Here is a 19,986-nt window from a genome sequence, read left to right on the forward strand (position 1 = left end):
GTTGCTGAGGGAGGCCCGCCATGCGCGCTCGCGCGGTGAGGATGATCGTCTCCATCGTCGCCGTCGTGTGCGTGCTGATGGGCATGCCCGGCGCCTTCTTCGCGTCGGCCTCCATCTGGTCATCCGAACAGCGCAGCCTTGATGTTCAGGCGCAGCTAATCCTCCAAAACATCGAACGTAGGCGTGCTGTGGGGGAGGGGAACGACCCCGCAACCCTTGCCTCGCTCGTGGCGGATCAGGCGAACAGTCGCGGTGACGAGCTCGGCTACCGCATTAAGGTTCCCGAGGCCAACCTCGTCACCAACAGCAAGGTGTTTCCGGGGCGGACCATGACCGCCCTGGCCTCGTCTCCGAGCGGCGTTTCCGTGCAGCTTACAGCGTCGGCGTCGAATGCTCTGAACCGCATCGCGCGGACGTGTGCGATGTTCGGCGGCGGCATGGTTGCTTCCTTGGTGATCGGTTGGGTGCTCGCGCGCTCCCTGTCGCGTGAGCTGTCGGCCCCACTCATCTACCTGGCCGCCCAGGCTGAGCAGATCGGCTCGGGCGGCGTGCGCGCCCGCGTGGAGAAGTCAGGCATCGAAGAGATCGACCTGGTCTCCGAAGAACTCGCTCGCACCGGCGAACGTATGGCGGGCCGACTCGCAGCCGAGCGACAGGCTGCCGCCGACGCCTCCCACCAGCTGCGCACGCCGCTGACCGCTCTGTCCATGCGCCTGGAGGAAATCGAACTCATCTCCACAGAGGACGAGGTGCGCGCCGAAGCCCGCACCTGCCTCGAACAGGTGGAACGCATGACCAACGTGGTCACGGAGCTGCTCGACGTTTCTAAACGCCAGACCAGTCAGACAGAGGCCATTCACATTCTCGAGGTCTTCAACACTGCGCGCGAGGAGTGGGAGGACCAATTCGAGGCGGCGGGACGTCCCCTCATTTTCCTCGACGAGGCCGAGCGTCCGATCCTGGCCGACGCCGGAAAGCTCGGGCAGGTCCTGGCGACCCTCATCGAAAACTCGCTGCGCTACGGCGGCGGGACCACGCGCGTGTGGGCGCACGCGGGCACCTCCAAGCGCGGCGTCGTCATTGAGGTGAGCGACGAAGGCGAGGGCATCGACGAGTCCCTGGCCCCCGACATCTTCCAAAAGGGCGTCTCCGGCCACGGTTCCACGGGCATCGGCCTGGCCCTGGCTCACGACCTCGCCCAGGCGATGGGCGGGCGTCTCGAGCTCAAGACGAACAAGCCGCCGGTCTTCACTGTGTCGGTCGCCGCGATCCCAGCGTCCCTCGACCCCGATCGCGTGATGCCCGAAGGCCCCCTCATGTCCATGGGACGCCGCTCGCGGCGCTTCTAGCAGCGGAGTACATTGAAAGGCGTGGAACACGAGATGCTGACCCCTCCCACCGTTGCCGTCATCGGCGGCGGACAGCTCGCACGCATGATGCAGGAGAGCGCGGTCGCGCTCGGTATCAATCTTCGGGCCCTCGTCGAGGCCTCGGACGGCTCGACCGGTCAGGTGACCGTCGACAAAGCGGTGGGCGAACCCGCTGACCTGGACGCGGTCCGCGCGCTGATAGACGGCGCGGACGTCCTCACGTTCGAGCACGAGCACATCCCGGCTCCCACGATGGAGGAGGCTGCCCGCCTCGTCTCCGTTCAGCCCCCGGCCAGCGCCCTCCTGTACGCCCAGGACAAACTGGCCATGCGCAAGCGCCTCACCGAGATGGGCATCCCGTGCCCCGCATGGGCGTGCGTCGAGGACGAGGCCCAGCTGGCCGAATTCGGCGCCACGATCGGATGGCCCCTCATTGTCAAGACCCCGCGCGGCGGATACGACGGGCACGGCGTGGCAGTCGCCCACAGCCCCGCGGACGTGTCCTCCTGGTGGGGCAACGGCCTGCTGCTGGCCGAGGCCCTGGTTCCCTTCACCGGCGAGGTGGCGGCCCTCCTCGCGCGCACCCCCTCGGGTGAGATCGCCTCGTGGCCCGTCGCCTCCACCGTGCAGATCGACGGCGTGTGCGCCGAGGTCACCGCGCCGGCCGTTGGCATCCGGCCCGAGACGGCCGCTGAAGCCCAGCGCATCGGTGAGCGCATCGCAGCTGAGCTGGGTGTCACCGGCGTCCTCGCCGTGGAAATGTTCGTCGTCGGCGAGGGCGCGGACGAACGCGTCCTCGTCAACGAGCTCGCCATGCGCCCCCACAACACGGGACACTGGACCATCGACGGGGCCGTCACGAGCCAATTCGAGCAGCACCTGCGCGCCGTCCTCGACCTGCCGCTGGGCTCCACGCAGCTGCGCGCACTGGGCACGCACGTCGTCATGGTTAACCTGCTCGGCTCCTCCCACGCTCAGCCCGCGCGCGCCCTCGCGGCAGCCTTCGCAGCCGGGGGAACGGGAGCGAAGGTTCACCTCTATGGCAAGGAGGTGCGTCCCGGACGCAAGCTCGGCCACGTCACCGTCGTCGACGCAGATCCCGCCCTCGCTCTTGAGCGTGCTCGGGCAGCTGTCAACGCCCTGAAGGGCGAGACCCCCACCAGCTAACCCTCCCACCTGTCCGCGGCCGAGGGGCCAGGTGCCCCGGCCTCGTTCTCTCTTGAAAGGACCGCCCATGACCACCGAGCTCGACATCCAGCTGACCGCCACCGGCGACAACCCTCTCGTCGGCGTCGTCATGGGCTCCGACTCTGACTGGCCCACGATGGAAGCGGCCGTCGGTGCCCTCGCCGAATTCGGCATCGCCTGCGAGGTCGGCGTCGTCTCCGCCCACCGTATGCCCGAGGACATGGTCGCGTACGGTCGATCCGCCTCCGCGCGCGGCCTGCGCGTCATCATCGCGGGAGCCGGGGGAGCGGCCCACCTGCCCGGCATGCTCGCCGCACTCACCGAACTGCCCGTCATCGGCGTGCCCGTGCCCCTCAAGCACCTCGATGGCGTCGACTCCCTGCACTCCATCGTCCAGATGCCCGCGGGCGTGCCCGTCGCGACCGTGTCGATTGCAGGCGCGCGTAACGCGGGGCTGCTCGCTGCCCGGATCCTCGGAGCCGGCGAAGGGGAACGTGCCGGATCCCTGCGCGCCTCGATGCGCGACTTCCAGAAGGACCTACGCGACGTGGCCAGCGCAAAGGGGGCGGCTCTCGCCCAGCGTGTCTCGCAGGCTCGCTGACGCCCGACAACACAAGCCCCGCGCGGGTAGCCGCGAGGGGGCGGTGCGTCGTATCCTGAAGCCATGAGCATTCTCGTTTGTGGCGGCGCCGGCTACATCGGCGCACACGTTGTCCGCCTCCTGCGTCAGCGCGGGGATCGCGTCGTCGTCGTCGACGACCTGTCCACCTCCAACGCGGCCAGGATCGGGGACACGCCCCTGGTTCGCCTCGATGTCGCTACTGATGAAGCCCGTTCCGTTCTCTCCAACCTCATGGTGGACGAGGACGTCACGGCCGTCATCCACTTCTCCGCACGCAAGCAGGTCGGCGAGTCCGTCGCACGCCCCACCTGGTACTACCAGCAGAACATCGGTGGCATGGCCAACGTGCTGGCCGCCATGGAGGACGCGGGCGTCGACCAGATGATCTTCTCCTCCTCGGCCGCCGTCTATGGCATCCCCACCGCAGAGGTTGTCACCGAAGACATGGCCGGACACCCTATCAACCCCTACGGCGAAACCAAGCTGATCGGCGAGTGGATGATGGCCGACTGCGAGCGTGCCTGGGACCTGAAGTGGATCGGCCTGCGCTACTTCAACGTCGCGGGCGCCGGCTGGCCTGACCTGGCCGACCCGGCGATCATGAACCTGATCCCCATGGTCCTTGACCGCATTGAGCGCGGCGAGAGCGCCAAGATCTTCGGCACCGACTACGACACCCCGGACGGCACCTGCGTGCGCGACTACATCCACGTCCTGGACCTGGCCGAGGCCCACATCGCCGCCCTGGATGTGCTCGCCGAGGGCCGCCAGCCTGACCACCACACCTACAACGTGGGCACCGGCCTGGGTACCTCCGTGCGCGAGATCATCGACGGTCTGCGCCGCGTCATCGGCTGGGACTTCCCGGTCGAGGAGCTGGACCGCCGCGCGGGCGACCCGCCCAAGCTGATCGGCGATCCGCTGTCCATCGGCGTGGACCTGGGCTGGAAGGCCAACAACGGCCTCGACGAAATCCTCACCTCCGCCTGGGAGGGCTGGCAGGCGGGGCCGCGCCCGATCACCGTTCCCGGCTCCTGAGGGTGCCTGTAGGGCCTGAAGAACTCCGGTCTCATTCCCTTTAGAGGGAACGAGGCCGGAGTTCTTTGTCTGGTTGGTCGCGCGAGGTTTCGGGGTGAGGGCTACACGTTGTCGACCTGGTTGAGGTCCGAGGTCGTAAGGCTGCCCGCACGGAGTTTGGCGAAGAAGTCGTCTGCGGTCGTATCGCGCAGCAGGACAGCGGAGGCTCCGGCGTTCGTCGTGAAGTTCAGCGACGCGATCGGGGGGACGCCCATCATCTGGTTCGACGAGGCACCGCGCAGCGCCCACACGAGTGACGCGACCGTCACAACAGAGGAATCCTCGTCAATTGTGAAGGACTTCGAACCCGCGCGCTCCACGCGCAGGGTCTTCGCGGGATTAACGAGGGTCGAGGGCGAGGCTGCCGAGGAAATGACCTTCGAAATCACCTGGCGCTGACGCTTCGTGCGGCCGATGTCGCCCTCAGGGTCCTGGTAGCGCATGCGCGAGAACTGCAGGGCGGTCGTGCCGTCCACCGTGTGGCAGCCGGCGCTCCACTTCAGGCCGGAGTACTGGTCGTCCGCGTCGCTGTCGTAGCACAGCTCGACGCCGCCGACGGCGTCCACCATGTCCGGCACCGCACCCATGCCGATCTGGACGAAGTGATCGATGGTGAGTCCCGTCAGCTTTTCGACGGTCTCCACGAGCAGCCGCGGGCCGCCGTAAGCGTAGGAGGCGTTGATCTTATCCCAGCCGACGCCCGGGATCTCCGCGTAGGTGTCACGCGGAATTGACAGCGCGACCTTCTGCCCGTTTGGAGCGACGTTGACGAGCATGATCGAGTCGGCGCGTTCGGATTCGTTGAAGCCGTCCTGGACGGCACCGTCGGCGCGCGAGTCGGAACCCGCCAGCAGGTAGGTCGTGCCCGGAGTGCCGGCGGCCCCCGACAGGGCGCTCACGCGTCCCATGTTCGTGTTGGCGTCCCACATGAGGAATCCGCCCCACGCGAGGACGAGGACCAGGAACAGGCACAGGGTCTTGAGAATCGGATGGCGGCGCTTGCGTCGCCTCGGCTTTGTAGCCGGGGCCGCGGGAGCGGCCGGCGCGGGTGCACTCTGGGAGCGATTGATCGTCACCTGTCGGGGCCCGATGCCCGACGGCGCGTACGTGCCTGAGCCGGACGAGCGGCCGGAACCCGGCGCATAGGACGGCGGGTTGGCCGCCGAGGCCGGCTGGAACGACGGCGGCTGCTGAGCTGGGGTACGGCGCGGGAAAATCGACTGAGAGCCCCTCTGCGGCTGATCCAGCGTGCGGGGCATCAGCGGGCGGGCCGCCGCGGCCTCGTCGTCCGAGATTCTCCACATCTGCGGGGCCAGAGCCTCCGGCGGGGGAGTGGGCGCGCCACCGTGCACCTCCTCACCGACGACGTGAGCGTCGTCGGATCCGGGGCGGCGTCGCTTCGGGTCAGGCGTAAACGAAGGAGGATTGCTCATTGGTTCTTCGGCGGGCAGGTGGCGGCTGTCTGCTTGGCGGCTTCCTCGTTCGCTGCGTTATTCGCGACGGAGGCGGACTGAGCGGTGTTATCCGTGGTGGTCTCCTCCGAGCTGGGGTCGGTGGCCGGCGCCTGCGTCGAAGGAGCCGTCGTTGCGGTCGGATCGGGAACGACAAGCTGTGCGCCGTTGCCGTCCGTGTAGGTCGTGCCCACGGGCAGGGCTTGGTCGTTCTTCAGGGCGTTCCACACGTTGCGGGCCATCGGCTCAGAGGGGATGCGGCGGTTCGGATCCCAGGAGGGCTCCTCGACCGGCATCGTCACGAACTGAATGTTGGAGCGATCGATGTTCTGCAGGACGTTGATGAGCAGGGATGCGTCCGAGCTGGCGTTGCCCAGGTTGGGCGACACGTTCACGGAGGAAATCGCAGCCTGCAGGAAGTTGATGAGCGAGCTGGGATCCGTCACGTAGTTCTTGTCCTGCAGCTCGCGCAGCATCGCGGAAATCAGCTGCTGCTGGCGGCCGATACGGGAAATGTCGGAGCCGTCGCCCTGGCCCTTACGCGAGCGCATGTAGGCCAGCGCGTGCGTGCCTGAGAGCTTCCAGCAACCCGCGTCGATGTAGAGCTGGGCCGAGTCATCGTCGATGTGCTCGGGGATGTTGAACCAGACGCCACCCAGGGAGTCGATCATGTTAACAAAGCCTGCGAAATCAACGACCATGAAGGCGTCGATGGACATGCCGGAGAGCTTTTCGACGGTCGATCGCACGCATGCGATACCGGGGCCGATGTCTTCCGGTTCGTCGCCACCGTCCGCGCCGTAGACCATCGCGTTGTTGAACATGTCGTCCGTGGTGGGCTCGCTGGTGGTGCCATCGCGGTGCTTACACGCCGGGATGTCCACGAGGGTGTCGCGGGGGATGGAGACGATCTGCACGCGGGAGCGGTCGGCGCTGACGTGAATCACCATCGTCGAGTCGTTACGCAGGCCAGGAACGTCATCTGCGTCGCCCGCGCCCAGCTCGCCGCTGGCGCCGTTACGCGAGTCGGTGCCGACCACGAGGATGTTGACGGCGCGTCCTTCGAACGAGTCCGGGGTGGCCTTATTCTGTTCGTCGCTCGCGTAGGCGTCGATGTTGACGACGCGGTTGGCGAACTGAGTGCTCAGCTTGGCGTAGACGAAGCCTGCGGAGGACACGACGAACAGGACGCCGGCCAGGAGCACGGCGAGTGCGCCACGCAGGAAGCCGAAGCGTCCGAAGTTGACGGCCGAGTGCTGGATCGGTCTCAGATTCACGTTACTCATCATTCGTAACCATATCGTTATCTGGCGTGTTTGTCGGGGAAGAAGGGCCGTTAGCGGCGCGTTCCACTCCGCTCGTATCGGCGTGTGAGCTGCTCGTCTCGGTGCTCGCGTCCCCCGGATCGTCGGGCGGGAGGACGTGCGCGAGGGCAAGGGACCGGGCCAGCGCGGCCATGCGTTCCTCAGCGCGGGCCTCGCGCCGATAGCCGGTCACCATCTGCGCGATCAACGCGATGACGAGGCCGTAGACGATCAGGTTGACGCCACGCTCAACGCCGATCGCGCGGGCGGCCGTGTTGGCCAGGGAGGGCACGAGGATGGCCACGATAGCCGCGGCAACGACCGCTCCGATGCCGATGCGGCGCATCGCGAGGGACGAGGCGGAGGACACCGGGCGCACCAGCCACCACGCGGTGAGCGCGAGGGCGAGGAGCAGGAGGATGCGGATGGCGAGGTATGCGCTCATCGTCCCCCCAACGCGAGGTCGACGACGATGTTGACGGAGTTGAGCAGAGGTTGGCCCTTCGCCTGCGAATAGTCCGTGTAGGAAATCGTCACCGGGTGCTCGGCGCCGGGCAGGCCACAGGCGGCCAGCTGGGAGACGATCTGCGAGGCGTGGGCCATGCGTGCGTGGGTGAGATGCACGTGGGCGAGGGCATCGACGCGGATAACACGTAGCCCGTTGTGCGTGTCAGTGAGTTCCAAGCCCGTGCGCAGCCGGGCCACCAAAGCTCCGAGGCGCAGCATGGCGCGTTTGACCCTACCCGCCGACGACGGAGACCCCGACAGGAAACGAGATCCGAGGACGAAAGCGAGGTCCTCCCGGTGTGCCCGCTCGACCATGGCTGCCGCCTCGGCGGGGTCGTGCTGGCCGTCGGCATCGAAAGTAACTACGTATCGCGCCCCGCGGGCGAGGGCTGCATCGAAGCCGGTTTGGAGGGCAGCGCCCTGCCCCAGATTGAGCGGGTGTCTCGCGGTGTAGGCTCCAGCGGCGCGCGCGATGGCAGCAGTGTTGTCACTCGAGGCGTCATCGACGACGAGAACACGTGGAAAAAAGGTGCGGACTCCCGCGACGACGCCCCCGATGACGGACGCCTCGTTGAACGCTGGGATCACCACCCACGTGTCGGAGCCGATTTGCATTTGATTAGTGTCGCACATCGGGATGGGCGCGCGCCTATAGTGTTGGGTATCCGAGAGGGCGCCGCGCGCCCCAATGCGCGCACCCACGTAAGCAGACAACGACAGGGAGACCCCGTGATCGAGCCCAGCGCCGACATCGCCCCCAGCGCGATCGTCGCTCCCAGCGCGCGCGTCTGGCACCTCGCCCAGGTGCGCGAGAACGCGCGCATTGGGGAGGAGACGATCGTTGGACGTGGAGCCTACATCGGCGAAGGCGTGAGAGTCGGTAAGCGCTGCAAGATCCAGAACTACGCGCTCGTCTACGAGCCCGCATCCCTGGCTGACGGAGTGTTTGTCGGCCCCGCGGCCGTCTTCACGAATGATCACGCTCCTCGTGCGATCAACGCCGACGGCAGCCTGAAGAGCGCGAGCGATTGGGACCGTGTCGGCGTCACCGTCGAGCGCGGCGCCGCCATCGGCGCACGCGCCGTGTGCGTGGCCCCCGTGCGCATCGGGGAGTGGGCGTCAGTCGGTGCGGGCGCGGTCGTTACCCGTGACGTGGCCCCCTACGCGCTCGTCGTCGGCGTCCCCGCGCGCCGCGTCGGGTGGGTCGGCGAGGCCGGGCTGCCCCTTGAGGCTTCCGATGACGCCGGGAACGAGGCCGGGGAGCGCACGTGGGTGTGTCCGGCCTCGGGCCGCCGCTACGCCGAGCGAGACGGTGCCCTGTCGCCCGAGGAGGTCCAGGCCTCGTCCCCGAATGACGCCGAGACGCCTCACCAAACCAGCGAGGACCAGCAGTGACACAGCCGTTCATCCCACCCGCACGCCCGCTCATCGGCGAGGAGGAGATCGACTCGGTCGCAGCCGTCATGCGCACGGGTATGATCGCCCAGGGACCCCAGGTCGCCGCCTTCGAGGAGGAGTTCTGTGCCGCCCTGGTGCCCGGGGTGCAGGCGGTCGCGGTCAACTCGGGGACCTCGGCACTGCACCTGGGCCTGCTCGCCGCCCGGATCGGTCCGGGCGACGAGGTCATCGTCCCCTCCTTCACCTTCGCGGCCACCGCCAACTCGGTCGCCATCACGGGCGCGACCCCCGTGTTCGTCGACATCGACCCGCTCACGTTTACCCTGTCGCCTGCCGCCGTCGAGGCCGCGATCACGCCGCGTACGCGGGCCATCATGCCCGTCCATCTCTACGGCCACCCTGCCCCCATGGACGCCCTCCAGGCGATCGCCGACGCGCATGGGCTTATGGTCTTCGAAGACGCCGCCCAGGCCCACGGCGCGAGCCTGCACGGGCGCGCGGTCGGCTCTTTCGGCGCTTTCGCGGCCTTCTCCTTCTACCCGACGAAAAACATGACCAGCGGCGAGGGTGGCATGGTCACTTCGAGCGACCCCGAGATCATCCGCGGCGTCAAACTTGCGCGCAACCAGGGCATGGAGACGCGCTACGCCAACGAAATCGTGGGCCTCAACAACCGCATGACCGACATCCACGCCGCCATCGGACGCGTGCAGCTGACGAAGGTTGGCGAGTGGACGCGCGCACGTCAGGACAACGCCGCCTTCCTGGATGCCCACCTGCGCGGCGTCACCGTCCCGCACGTCGCGCCCGGCGCCACGCACGTCTACCACCAGTACACGATCCGCGTGGCCGAGGACCGCGACGGCTTTGCCGCAGCGCTGCGCGAGGAACACGGCGTCGGCTCGGGCGTCTACTACCCGATCCCGAACCACGAGCTGCCCTCCCTCGCCCGCTTCGCCCCCGGCCTGGGGCTTGCGGCCACGCGCGAGGCAGCCGACCAGGTCCTCTCCCTGCCGATCTACCCGTCCCTGACGCCCGGCGAGCTGGAGCGCATCGTCGAGGCCGTGAATGCACTCGCGGAAGCGGGGGCCTGACATGAGTATTCGCCTCGGAATCCTCGGCATCGGCTCGATGGGCCGACACCACGTGCGCAACGCCCGCGCCACCGCCGGCGTGGACCTGGTCGCCCTCGCTGACCCGGGCGGCGACCGATTCGGCGTCGCCGGCGACCTGCCCGTCCTGGGCGGTGTCGAGGAAATCATCGAGGTCGGCATCGACGCCGCGATCATCGCCGCGCCTACCGCACACCACGAGGCCGCAGCCTTGGCGCTGGCCGAGGCCGGGGTGCACACCCTCGTCGAAAAGCCCCTCGCCACGAGCGTGGAGGCGGGCCGCCGCATCCGCGACGCCTTCGCGGCCGCGGGCCTCGTCGGCGCTGTCGGCTACGTCGAGCGCTGCAACCCGGCGCTCATTGACATGCGCAGGCGGATCGCGGAGGGCCAGCTCGGAGCGATTGAGCAGATTGCGACGCGCCGCCAGTCGCCCTTCCCCGCCCGCATTAGCGACGTCGGCGTGGTGAAGGACTTGGCTACGCACGACGTGGACTTGGCCGCGTGGGTGGCCGGTGCCCCCTACGAGAGCATCTACGCGCGCACGTCCGCGCGCTCGGGGCGAGTGCACGAGGACATGATGGTCGCCTCGGGCGTACTTGCAGGCGGTATCCTCGTCAACCACCTCGTCAACTGGCTGACCCCCTTCAAGGACCGCACGACGATCGTGACGGGGGAGCGGGGCGCGCTCGTCGCAGACACCGCGATGGGGGACCTGACCTTCTACGAGAACGGCCACGCGCCCCTGCAGTGGGACGCCATCGCCGCCTTCCGCGGGGTGAGCGAGGGACAGGTTGTGCGCTACGCGCTCACCAAGCGCGAGCCCCTCGCCCTCGAACACGAGCGCTTCCGCGACGCGATCCTCGGTGCGGGAAGCGAGCACGTCACCATGGACGAGGCCCTGGATAACCTGCGCGTCGTCGAGGCCATCCTGTCCTCGGCCGCCACCGGTCGCTCGGTCGACCTGTAGAGCGCGGTGCTACCGCGTCACGTCGGCGTAGATCGCGCGCAGCTGATCCGCAGATCCGCGCAGCGAGCGCTCATGTGTCACCCACGCCCGGCACGCCGCCCCGCGATCCTCGCGTTCGTCCTCGGACCAAGCCAATGCCTCGTCGATGGAGCGAGCGAGAGCGTCCGGCGAGCGTTCATCCGAGAGTATTGAGGCCCCGGGCGCGATCATCTCCGGTGTTCCGCCCGTGCGATATGCGATGACGGGAACGCCGCACGCCTGCGCTTCGAGCAGCACGAGTCCCGCAGCCTCCTGCCTCCCCTGCGTCGGCTTCGTGGGCAGGACGAGGACGCGGGTGCGGCGCATCCAGTCGCGCACCCCCTCACGATCCAGTCGGCCCGTGAACGTCACGTGGGCGGGTGCGTGCGCGCGCAGTGCGGGTGCCAGCGGCCCGTCGCCCACGAGGACGAGGCGATGCGGGCGGCGCCCCACGAGGGAGGCGGACGCCCGGGCCAGGTCGTCCACCCCCTTGAGACGACTGAGCGCGCCCACGAACAGGACGACGGGTTCCTCGCGCGACTCTGCTGTGTTCGAGGCAGACGTCCACCAGTGCGTGTCCACGCCCTGATAGTGCACGCTCAGGCGCTCCGGATCTGCTCCCGCGCCTAAGGCGACGTCCGCCAGGTAACGGGAGACAGCCAGCAGCCGGCTCGCTCCCTCAAAGGCGGACGTGCGGTTGCGTGCGTTCCACGCGGCACCCGCGCCGCGCCCGAGCCTCGGGTAGGCGTCCCCGCCGTGGAGCGTCACCACGAGGGGCACCCCTGTCTCCCGCGCAGCTCCCACAGCCGGTAGGGACCAGGTCGCCTGGTGCTGGTGAATGACGTCCGGATTCCAGGCGGTGATCGCGCGGCGCATCTGTCCCATGCCTCGTGCCTGTGCGGTCACGCGAAGCAGGAGGGGACTGCCGAGCGCGCGCGGAGCGGCCTCGTCGATGGGGACCGTGACGGTCGGATCGGTGATGCGCGCCGCGAGTGTGAAAGCCCGCCAATCGAGCTCCGGCATCGCGAGGGCGTGCGAGAGTGCGAAGTAGGTCGGAGGAACCAGCAGGGTTCCCTTCGTCAGGGCGACCCTCATGAGTACCACCCGAGGGTGGGCGTGGATCGGTGAGCGGGCATGCCACCATCCTAGGGGCAAGCCGCGTGCCCCAGGTGATTAAATGAGTCCATGATGAACGCACCTGCCCGCCCCGCCCGCTCGGGCGTCCTCGCGCAGGTGCTCACCCTCCTTGGCGGCACGCTCCTCGCTCAGGTCATCGCCTTCGTCGCTCAGATCGGCATCGCCCGCCTCTACACGGACACGGACCTGGGCTACCTGGGAATCTTTACCTCCGCCGCCACGCTCGGCGCGGCCGTCGCGGGCGCCCGCTTCGACCTCAGCATCGTCCTGCCCGCCCCGGGGGACGAGGCCTCGGCCCGGTCCCTGGCCGGCCTCGCTTCGCGCTGCGTGCTGGTCGCCTCCGCACTGGCCACCCTGATTGCGGCCGCCGCATGGCCGTGGGTGAGCGCGCGCTACGGAAGCGCGCTCGCGGGGTGGATGCTCGCCGTTGGGGTCTCCATCCTGTTCCTGGCACAGGGGCAGGTGTGCTCCTACTGGCTGACTCGCCACCGGCGGTTCCAGGCGATTGCGAGCTCATCCGTGGTGCGTGCCCTCGGGATCGCGGTCCTGCAGCTGGTGTGCGGTTTCGTGGCTGGTGGAGGCCTGGGTGCAGCGATTGGGGCGACGATCGCGGGCCAGGGTATCGCTGTCGCCTACCTGTCGTGGCGCGCCCGCGACGCCCGCGAACGTCAGGACACCGATCCGACCCTTCGCGAGGTTGCCTCGCGCTACCGCAAGATGGCCCTCGTGGGTGTGCCCAACGTCGTCGTCGACGCGCTGCGCACGAGCACTATCCCGATGCTTATCGCCACGTATTCAGTGGCTGCGCTTGGCCAATTCAACTTGGCGTGGCTGGCACTCCAGGCCCCGGTCGCCCTCATCGCGGGGGCGCTGTCGCAGGTGTACCTGCCGCGCCTGTCGGACACCCCTCCCGGTGAGATGACCCGCGTCGCCCTGCGCGTCGGTGGCATTGCGTTGGCCTGCTCGATCCCGGTGTTCGCCCTGCTCGCGTGGGTGAGCCCTGCGATCTTCCCCTTCGTGTTCGGGGCGCGCTGGGAGGCGGCCGGGTACTTCGCGCGATCCCTGGCCCCCTGGCTTGCCCTCACGGTCGCGACCTCACCGCTGTCAAACGTGTTCGTTGCGACTTACCACCAGCGCCGCATGCTGGCCTTTGCGTGCGTGTATTGCGCGGCACCGCTGGCGTGGCTCGCGTGTAGCCCCTACGGCGTGGAGACCACGGTTGCGGTGCTCGGAGCCCTCATGGCCGTTCTGCTGGTGGGGATGCTCCTCATGGCGGTCGTGACTGCACGCGCTTACGACCGGGGTGACGTTACGCGACCAGTGACCGCGTGAAACCCTTGTGAAACCTGTGTTTCACCGGCGGGCTCGCGCGGCGAGTGCTCGCTCGTAGGCCTCACGCAGGCGCGTGGCTCCCTCCTCCCAGGTGGGAATCGTGGGAGCGATGAAAGCCGCGATGTCCTTTCGCGTGATGCGCTCCAGGGCGCTGACGAGCTCGCGCTGTGGATCCTCCAGCACCCACGCGTCGGCCTGATCTCCCAGGTAGCGGCGGGCCTCGGACAGAGGAGAACACAGCGCAGGTACACCGGCCGCGAAGGCCTCCATCATCTTGTTGGGCGTGGACATGCGGTGCGACAGGCACCCGGACTCGATGAGACACAGCGCCACGTCAGCCCCGCGCGTCATAGCCAGAACCTGGTCCGGCTCCACGGGAGGCAGGCGGTGGATGTTCGGGTGGGTCGCAGCCGCACGCTCAACCTCGGGCAGCAGGGCACCCGCGCCGACGAAGACGACGTGCGCGTTCTGAACCTGCTCAAACGCGCGCAGAATCAACGGAATGTTGCGCCCGGGCGCCAGGTATCCCGAATGGAGGTACAGGAGAGCGTCCTGCGGGATCCCCAGCTGCCCGCGCAGGTCGATGACCCCATCCGAGCCCGTCGGAGCGTTCGTCACCACCACGGGTTCGACGCCAGGGTAGGCTTCGCGGTACCACTGCGCGATCGTCTCGTTGACCACGGACACCACGTCCGCGCGGTGGATATAGCGGCGCTCAATCACGCGCTGGAGGCGCTGGCGTAGGCCCGCCGACCCTACCGTCTCCGTCTCCAGTTCGTGCGCGTTGTACGCAAACACCGCGCCCGTGCGCTGCGCCAACGCGTGCGCGAGGGGCAGCAGGAACAGGTTCTGCGCGGAGACTGCGGCGACACGCTGCCTCGCGAACCGTCGGTACACGCGCGCCCCCCACGCGCCGACGACCCTCGGACCACCCAGGGGCGCACCCAGGGACGTGCCCCGAATCCGGGTGAGGTACACGGTGGGGGCCACGGCCTCGTCCGTGGGAAGCCCGCCCTGATTGATCCCGACAACGTGGGTCTGCGAGAAAAGCGGGGACAGGGAACGCGCAATCTTCACCAGGCGACCGGGCGAGGCCAGGTTCGACGGGTAGAGCAGGAGGTTCAGCGCGCGATCCACGCCCCCATTGTAGGTGGGGAGGGGCACTACACTGGAGGGGAACAGCGAGGCCGGAGACGGAAAGGGGAGCCGCATGCGCATCGCGGTTGTCGGCATGGGCAAGATCGGGTTGCCGCTGGCGGTACACTACGCGCGCGGCGGACACACCGTCGTCGGCGTGGACGTGAACCCCGGCGTGGTCGCCCTCATTAACGAGGGGGTCGAACCCTTCCCGGGCGAGGCGCACCTGGCCGAGTACCTGCCCCCGCTTGCCTCCTCCGGCGCTCTGCGCGCCACGACCGAGTACGCCGAGGCGATCCCCGGCGCAGACACGGTTGTCATGGTCGTGCCGCTCGTCGTCGATAACGAGAGCCGCCCCGACTTCCGCGTCATGGACGGCGCCACCCGCTCGATGGCCGCCCACCTGACGCCCGGCACCCTCGTCTCCTATGAAACCACCCTGCCCGTGGGCACGACGCGCGGACGATACAAGCCCCTCATCGAGGAGGTCTCCGGCCTGATCGAGGGCTGCGACTTCGACGTCGTGTTCTCGCCCGAGCGTGTCCTCACCGGCCGGGTTTTCGCCGACCTGGCGCGCTATCCGAAGCTCGTGGGGGGTCTCAGCGAAGCCGGCGAGGCGCACGGCGTTTCCTTCTACGAGGCCGTCCTCTCCTTCGATGAGCGCGACGACCTGCCGCGCCCCAACGGCGTGTGGCCTATGGGTGGGGCCGAGGCCGCTGAAATGGCCAAGCTCGCTGAGACCACCTACCGGGACGTCAATATCGGCCTGGCCAACCAGTTCGCGCGCTATGCGGACGCGATCGGCATCAACGTCGCTCGCGTGATCGAGGCCTGCAACTCCCAGCCGTACTCTCACATCCACCGGCCCGGCATTGCGGTCGGTGGCCACTGCATCCCCGTCTACCCGCGCCTGTACCTGGCCGGTGACCCGGACGCGACCATCGTGTCCGCGGCCCGCGCCGCCAACGCAGATATGCCCGCCTACGCGGTTTCCCGCGCCTCTGCCCTGCTCGGTTCCCTTGAGGGTCTGCGCGTCGCGGTCCTGGGTGCCACCTACCGCGGCGGGGTCAAGGAAACCGCCTTCTCCGGCGTCTTCGGCGTCGTCGACGCGCTGCGCGAGGCCGGGGCGCAGGTGAGCGTGCACGATCCGCTGTACGCCGATGACGAGCTGGCAGCCTTCGGGTGGGACGCCTACCACCTCGGCGAGCCGGTGGATGTCGCCATCATCCAGGCCGACCACGCCGCCTACCGGAACCTGGTCCCCGCCGACCTGCCCGGCGTGCGCCTCCTCGTCGACGGCCGCGCCATCACCTCACCCGAGGCCTGGGCCGGCACCCCGCGCATCACCGTCGGTGGGGGAAGCGCTCCCGCATGCTAGTCACTCTCGCGACCCGCACCTTTACACCCGAGCCGACGGCCGCCGCGCTGCGCCTCGGGGCACTCGCCCGCGCGCTCGCCGCAGGCGGAGACAGGGTCCGGGTCCTCACCTCGCGCCTGGCTCTCTCCGTTGCCAGCGACGCCTGCCGGCTCGCAGACGGTGGTGTCGATGTGGGGGAGGACAGTGGCCTCGTCGAGGTTCGCCGCGCCCCCGTCCTGCGCGACCGTACGGGAGCGGTACGCGGATACGTCTCCTATATGTCTTTCGACCTGCCCCTCATCGCCCGGCTGCTCGCCGGTCCGCGCCCCGACGTGGTGGTCTCCGAGCCTCCGCCGACGACCGGAGCAGCCGTCCGTATTGCGTGCGCGGCGCGCCGCGTCCCCTACGTCTACTACTGCGCCGACATTGTCTCGGATGCCGCCGCGCTCGCGGGTGTGCCCGGCTTCGTCGTGCGCACGGTCGCGGGGCTGGAGTCTTTTGCGCTGCGCGGTGCCCGCCGCGTCATCGCCGTGTCAGATGGGGTCGCCCGCTGCGCGCGCGACATGGGTGCGCGCGATGTCGCGGTCGTTCCCAACGGCGTGCGCGTGCCCGAGGCCGTGGCTACCGGCACCCCGGAAGGATTCCCCACCTGCGGCGGCCCCGTCTTTGTCTACGCGGGCACAGTCGCCCAGTGGCTGGCCCCCGAGGTCTTCGTCGATGCCTTCGAGCGCGCGCGAGCGCGGCTCGGGGACGCGCGCCTCGTGTTCGTGGGGCAGGGGAGCGGATGGGATGCCCTCGCCGAGCGCTCGCGAGGTGTGGCCGGCGTCGAAATGATCCCCGCAGTCAGTGCCGAGGAGGCGGACCGGTGGATGGCGCGAGCCACCGCGACGCTCGCCTCGCTGCGACCGGGTGGATACGACTACGCCTACCCGACGAAGATCCTCGCCTCCCTCGCGCAGGGCACTCCCGTCATTTACGCGGGGCCCGGTCAGGCTGCCCGTGACATCGCGGAGGGGGAACTCGGAGTCGCGTGCAACCTCAACGCCGATGAGGTTGCCGAGGCCATGGTTGGTCTCGCGTCGGGGACTGCCGCCTGGGTGGGTGCTGAGGGTGCACGCGCCTGGGTGAGCATGCATCGGTCAGTCGAGGCCTCGTCGCGCGCTGCGGCCGCGGTGGTTCGGTCGGCGCTCGCGTAGGCCTTCGGCTTTTCTCCCTCGGGCTGACGCGGTTGTGCGTCGGTGCGTCCTGATGCGATCGCGCATTGGCGGAGGGGAGCCTACCTCGTCTCGTATCTAAAAAGCTATCGTTTCAGTTTGCGTGAGTTCATGCATGTAACTATTCTCATGTTTACAGTTACAACATAAACATCTACAATCACGACTGTCACATCAGCAACTTGAAGGATCACTATGCGCTCCTCGTGGAGGACCATCGTCGCCGGGCTCAGCCTGGCCCTCGGCGCAGCCGCAGCGGCCCTCGTGCCGCCCGCGCACGCAGCTGGCATCACGATCGCCATCGACCCCGGGCACGGTGGCTCCGACCCCGGCGCGGTCGCAAACGGCCTGCGTGAGAAAGACCTGACCCTCGCGGTCTCGCTGGCCCTGAAGGAAGAGCTGGAAAGCTACGACGGTGTCCGTGTCGTCATGACCCGCACGACGGACACCCGTCCCTCGGAGAACATCAGCACCGACCTGTCCCGCCGCGTTGAGATGGCGGCCGCGGAGGATGCGGACGCCCTCGTCTCCATCCACTTCAACTCGGCCTCGCCCATCGCAAAGGGTGCGGAGGTCTGGTACGCGAACTCTTCCTCGTACAACTACGGCACCCACACGCAGGGACGTACCCTGTCGAATGCTATCCAGAAGCAGCTGACCGGCCTCGGGCTGGCTGATCGCGGCATCAAGACGCGTGACAACCCCTACTACAACTACCCGGACGGCTCGACCGGCGACTACTACGCGATCATCCGCCAGGCTCGCGAAGAGAACATGACCGGCGTCATTGTCGAGCATGCGTTCCTCACCTCGACGACCGATGCCGCCCTCCTGCGCAACGAGAGCTTCGTGCGCTCCCTCGGTGTCGCCGATGCGACCGGCATCGCCCAGGCCTACGGGCTGAGCAAGGGCACCTGGCGCGCAGCCGGCGACTCCTGGAGCTTCATCTCCAACGGCGTGGCCAAGACCGGCTGGTTCTCTGCCGGTGGTCGCTGGTACTGGGCCGGCTCCAACAAGCAGACGATCCGCGGATGGTCCACCATCAACGGACGCCGCTACTTCTTCGATGACTCCACCGCCATGGTGACGGGCTGGAAGAAGGAAAGCGGCAAGTGGTACTACCTGCATCCTGATGGCGACATGGCCACCGGCTGGGTGAAGGTCGCCGGCTCCTGGTACTACATGAACGCTGACGGCGTCATGGTCACCGGCTGGCTCAAGGATGGCAACAACTGGTACTGGCTGCGCGCCGACGGTGCGGCTGCGATTGGCTGGACCAACGTTGATGGCGCCTGGTACCTCTTCGAGGACGACGCGCGCATGCTCACCGGCTGGCAGCTGACTGAGGATGACAACCGCTGGTACTACATGCGTTCAAGCGGCCAGATGGTCACCGGCTGGCTCCTCGACGCCGGCAAGTGGTACTACCTGGATGATGAGGGCGCCATGATGACCGGCTGGACCAAGGTGAGCGACACCTGGTACCACCTGAACTCTTCCGGCGCGATGAGCACCGGCTGGCTCCTGGACGGCGCCTGGTACTGGCTGGACCCGAACTCGGGCGCGATGGCGACGGGCACGGTCACCGTTGACGGCCGCGCATCGAACTTTGCTTCCTCCGGCGCGTGGCTCGGCTACGCGGACGGCGGCGACGCTCAGGCGGCCTCCCGCAGCGCTTCCGTCACGAACGCGTCCGGTCAGCGCCTCATCATGAGTGCACCCACCGCCTCGCGCGCGGACATTATCGACGCGATGGAAGACGCCTGGGATCAGGCCGGCTACAGCTACCCGAGCGCCCTGGCCGCTGGCGGTGCGCCGACGATCCGCGACTTCGCGTCCATCGTCTACGACGAGGCCGTGGCCGAAGGTGTGTCCCCCGAGCTGGTCTTCGTCCAGGCGATGAAGGAAACGGGCTGGCTGCGCTTCGGCGGCGACGTGACCGTCAACCAGTACAACTTCTCCGGCATTGGTGCGGTTGGCGGCGGCGCGAAGGGCGCCTCCTTCCCGGATGTTCGCACGGGCATCCGCGCCCAGGTCCAGCACCTGCGCGCCTACGCGGACTCCTCGGTGACCACGGCGTCGCTCGCAAACGCGGTCGTCGACCCGCGCTTCACCTACGTGCGCAAGGGCGCGGCCCCCGTGGTTGAGTACCTGGGCATTCAGGAGAACCCCAACCGCACTGGCTGGGCCGCTGCCAAGAACTATGGCTACGATCTGGTGTCCATGATGAAGGCGTACTTCTGAGAGTTCTTCTGTGACGAGGCCGGGGCCGGCTGCGCGATTCAGCGTGGCTGGCCCCGGCCTTTCATCTCGCAGGCAATTCCCATCAGGTCTGTTTTGCCGTATTGAGAAAACGTTGGAATACCAACGGCGTGGTTTCAAAAGTTGAAAGAGATGTCGGGGAATTGCATGCGGAATTGGGGGATTTGTAGCAGTGTGCTGGGGTGGTCCGGTGTTGTCGGGCACTTCGCTGTTGCTCCGCTCCGGTGCTTGAGCGTCCGTAGCTACCCTCGATCATGTGCGCCGGATAGGACGTGCGCATCTGGATAGGTTATGCGCATCTGGATAGGTTATTGCGTTCTGGATAGCTTATTTTCCTATCCAGAACGTCGTTTCCTATCCAGAACGTCGTTTCCTATCCAGAATCGCGCTCGGCTGGCGAGCTGGGGAGCGACACACGTGAAAACCCCGCGGAGTCGAACGTGCGCGACAATGAGCGCGCCTCCGTGAGTAGCCCAGTTTGCACGAGGCCCCGGGCGCTTTCCAAAGCGCCCGGGGCCTCGTACGTGTGGCGA

General features: G+C 68.0%; 17 protein-coding genes. 11 read left to right on the plus strand and 6 right to left on the minus strand.

Features of this window, described 5'->3' with window-relative positions:
- Window positions 1-20: 20 nt before the first annotated feature.
- The 4 genes from FOC40_RS03940 to galE all read left to right on the plus strand — a co-directional run bounded on the left by FOC40_RS03940 (window position 21) and on the right by galE (window position 4,218).
- Complete coding sequence (locus FOC40_RS03940) at window positions 21-1,349, plus strand: HAMP domain-containing sensor histidine kinase (RefSeq protein ID WP_003794416.1); 1,329 nt, start codon at window positions 21-23, stop codon at window positions 1,347-1,349.
- A 33-nt stretch (window positions 1,350-1,382) separates the two neighbouring features.
- Window positions 1,383-2,537, plus strand: a complete 1,155-nt coding sequence (locus tag FOC40_RS03945) for a 5-(carboxyamino)imidazole ribonucleotide synthase (RefSeq protein ID WP_003794413.1) — start codon at window positions 1,383-1,385, stop codon at window positions 2,535-2,537.
- A 67-nt stretch (window positions 2,538-2,604) separates the two neighbouring features.
- Window positions 2,605-3,159 carry a 5-(carboxyamino)imidazole ribonucleotide mutase gene (gene purE / locus FOC40_RS03950; protein WP_003794412.1) on the plus strand — a complete coding sequence of 185 codons (555 nt, stop codon included), beginning with the start codon at window positions 2,605-2,607 and terminating at the stop codon, window positions 3,157-3,159.
- Between the two features lie 63 nt (window positions 3,160-3,222).
- Window positions 3,223-4,218, plus strand: coding sequence for a UDP-glucose 4-epimerase GalE (gene galE / locus FOC40_RS03955; protein ID WP_003794410.1), 996 nt, complete (start codon window positions 3,223-3,225; stop codon window positions 4,216-4,218).
- 101 nt (window positions 4,219-4,319) lie between these two features.
- On the opposite strand, the gene FOC40_RS03960 is transcribed toward galE, so the two are convergent.
- The 4 genes from FOC40_RS03960 to FOC40_RS03975 are packed head-to-tail and all read right to left on the minus strand — an operon-like array spanning window position 4,320 to window position 8,134.
- Window positions 4,320-5,690, minus strand: coding sequence for an LCP family protein (locus tag FOC40_RS03960; RefSeq protein ID WP_039929243.1), 1,371 nt, complete (start codon window positions 5,688-5,690; stop codon window positions 4,320-4,322).
- Complete coding sequence (locus FOC40_RS03965; protein ID WP_003794406.1) at window positions 5,687-6,997, minus strand: LCP family protein; 1,311 nt, start codon at window positions 6,995-6,997, stop codon at window positions 5,687-5,689. Before FOC40_RS03965 ends, FOC40_RS03960 begins: the two co-directional genes overlap by 4 nt.
- Window positions 6,987-7,457: a DUF2304 domain-containing protein gene (locus FOC40_RS03970; RefSeq protein ID WP_003794403.1), complete on the minus strand. Its 471-nt coding sequence runs from the start codon at window positions 7,455-7,457 to the stop codon at window positions 6,987-6,989. The genes FOC40_RS03965 and FOC40_RS03970 overlap by 11 nt, the downstream gene beginning before the upstream one ends.
- On the minus strand, window positions 7,454-8,134 hold the full coding sequence (locus tag FOC40_RS03975; RefSeq protein ID WP_231126059.1) for a glycosyltransferase family 2 protein: 681 nt from the start codon (window positions 8,132-8,134) through the stop codon (window positions 7,454-7,456). Before FOC40_RS03975 ends, FOC40_RS03970 begins: the two co-directional genes overlap by 4 nt.
- Window positions 8,135-8,248: 114 nt before the next feature.
- On the opposite strand from FOC40_RS03975, the gene FOC40_RS03980 reads away from it, so the two are divergent.
- The 3 genes from FOC40_RS03980 to FOC40_RS03990 are packed head-to-tail and all read left to right on the plus strand — an operon-like array spanning window position 8,249 to window position 10,996.
- On the plus strand, window positions 8,249-8,914 hold the full coding sequence (locus tag FOC40_RS03980) for an acyltransferase (protein ID WP_003794399.1): 666 nt from the start codon (window positions 8,249-8,251) through the stop codon (window positions 8,912-8,914).
- Entirely contained in the window at window positions 8,911-10,011 is a 1,101-nt protein-coding gene (locus tag FOC40_RS03985) for a DegT/DnrJ/EryC1/StrS family aminotransferase (RefSeq protein WP_003794397.1), read from the plus strand. The genes FOC40_RS03980 and FOC40_RS03985 overlap by 4 nt, the downstream gene beginning before the upstream one ends.
- A gap of 1 nt (window position 10,012) precedes the next feature.
- Entirely contained in the window at window positions 10,013-10,996 is a 984-nt protein-coding gene (locus FOC40_RS03990; RefSeq protein ID WP_196773362.1) for a Gfo/Idh/MocA family protein, read from the plus strand.
- Window positions 10,997-11,005: 9 nt separating this feature from the next.
- Here the strand turns inward: FOC40_RS03990 and FOC40_RS03995 are convergent, their stop codons facing one another.
- On the minus strand, window positions 11,006-12,109 hold the full coding sequence (locus FOC40_RS03995) for a glycosyltransferase (RefSeq protein ID WP_003794392.1): 1,104 nt from the start codon (window positions 12,107-12,109) through the stop codon (window positions 11,006-11,008).
- 90 nt (window positions 12,110-12,199) lie between these two features.
- Here FOC40_RS03995 and FOC40_RS04000 point away from each other — a divergent pair, with 90 nt between their 5' ends.
- Complete coding sequence (locus FOC40_RS04000) at window positions 12,200-13,483, plus strand: lipopolysaccharide biosynthesis protein (RefSeq protein WP_003794390.1); 1,284 nt, start codon at window positions 12,200-12,202, stop codon at window positions 13,481-13,483.
- A 21-nt stretch (window positions 13,484-13,504) separates the two neighbouring features.
- Here the strand turns inward: FOC40_RS04000 and FOC40_RS04005 are convergent, their stop codons facing one another.
- Window positions 13,505-14,701: a glycosyltransferase family 4 protein gene (locus FOC40_RS04005; RefSeq protein WP_003794389.1), complete on the minus strand. Its 1,197-nt coding sequence runs from the start codon at window positions 14,699-14,701 to the stop codon at window positions 13,505-13,507.
- Between FOC40_RS04005 and FOC40_RS04010 the strand changes: the two genes are divergently transcribed.
- The 3 genes from FOC40_RS04010 (at window position 14,694) to FOC40_RS04020 (ending at window position 19,435) form a co-directional block, all read left to right on the plus strand.
- On the plus strand, window positions 14,694-15,998 hold the full coding sequence (locus FOC40_RS04010; RefSeq protein WP_003794386.1) for a nucleotide sugar dehydrogenase: 1,305 nt from the start codon (window positions 14,694-14,696) through the stop codon (window positions 15,996-15,998). The two genes, FOC40_RS04005 and FOC40_RS04010, sit on opposite strands and share 8 nt — an antisense overlap.
- A complete protein-coding gene (locus FOC40_RS04015; protein WP_003794384.1) occupies window positions 15,992-17,173 on the plus strand; it encodes a glycosyltransferase in 1,182 nt (393 codons plus the stop codon). Before FOC40_RS04010 ends, FOC40_RS04015 begins: the two co-directional genes overlap by 7 nt.
- Window positions 17,174-17,386: 213 nt before the next feature.
- Window positions 17,387-19,435: an N-acetylmuramoyl-L-alanine amidase gene (locus FOC40_RS04020; RefSeq protein WP_003794382.1), complete on the plus strand. Its 2,049-nt coding sequence runs from the start codon at window positions 17,387-17,389 to the stop codon at window positions 19,433-19,435.
- The last annotated feature ends 551 nt before the right edge of the window (window positions 19,436-19,986 follow it).

The organism is Schaalia odontolytica, from assembly GCF_009730335.1.
Classification (GTDB): Bacteria; Actinomycetota; Actinomycetes; order Actinomycetales; family Actinomycetaceae; genus Pauljensenia; species Pauljensenia dentiphila.